2 protein-coding genes are annotated in these 957 nt (G+C 46.7%); both read right to left on the bottom strand.

Annotated elements, in window-relative coordinates:
* The coding region (locus R7Q48_RS25295) for a 4Fe-4S binding protein (RefSeq protein WP_318132892.1) at window positions 1-301 on the bottom strand (301 nt) is incomplete at its 3' end.
* Complete coding sequence (locus R7Q48_RS25290; RefSeq protein ID WP_318132890.1) at window positions 288-899, bottom strand: molecular chaperone; 612 nt, start codon at window positions 897-899, stop codon at window positions 288-290. The genes R7Q48_RS25295 and R7Q48_RS25290, both read right to left, overlap by 14 nt.
* Window positions 900-957: the final 58 nt, after the last annotated feature.

Genomic DNA, 957 nt, shown 5'->3' with positions numbered 1-957 from the left:
CTGTTGATTCTATTTGGTTGGAAAGCGCCAATGTAGAACACGCCGACTTACACGCACCGCATAAATCACATGCTGAGTAGCTGATGTCTAACGCGGCCACGCCATCGACCATTTCAATGATTTGGCTTGGACATGCCGAAGCGCACTTACCGCACCCATCACAAAGCCGCGTGAACATTGATTCTTCCACCGCATACGGAGGTCTCGCTTTAACACGAGGCTCTTGAGCTTGTTCAACTGGCGCACGATGGAACGAAAACAAACGCCGCTTGCTTAGATCAACCGATTCAGACTGGCGCATCCGAGTAATCTCTCTTTGCAGGCACAACGACTTGGTATTGTTCACTCAGGGATTGAAGTAATTCTTCAGTAAGGTTCGACAGTTTTGAGTAAGGCGTGAGAGTCACCGCTTTTTTGAAGCGCTTGTTGAAAAAGCTAAACCACGTCATCAAATGTTCGCGCAGCATTTCAGCCGCCAGTTTTTGCTGTTCAGTTTCAATCAACATGCCTAACACCATCAGCATCAAGCCGATCTGGTCTTCTGGCTCACGTTGGTCAGATTCCAAAGCAAAACCACAACGCTGCAAGAAGTAACGATATTCAATGGTTGATTCACCAAACAACACCGCTTCTTTATCTAGATAAGCCGAACCCCAAGGTGGCGCAGGCATCTCACCAATACCGGCAAACATGCGATCGTGCTCCATTTGCAGTGCCTCTTCGCTCTCGTTTTGAAAGCTGCGCAGCATGTCATTAAGCGCTTCGATTGGTGTATCTGTATTGCTCAGCAACGTATCGAGATTTGCCGCTGGGTAATCTTTAGGCTGGTAGTAAAACAGTGCACCAAACAGCTTAAGAACGATGCTGGTATCTTGTGGTTCAAGTTGAGAAATTTGCATGAAGTACCTTTGATGACTGGTGTTTTTATTCTTCGATTAAGTAAAGCGGAAAAGAGGT

It is taken from the genome of Vibrio sp. 378, assembly GCF_033339435.1.
The sequence above is the reverse complement of the archived record's forward strand: the minus strand, read 5'-3'. Positions and strand labels throughout refer to the sequence as shown.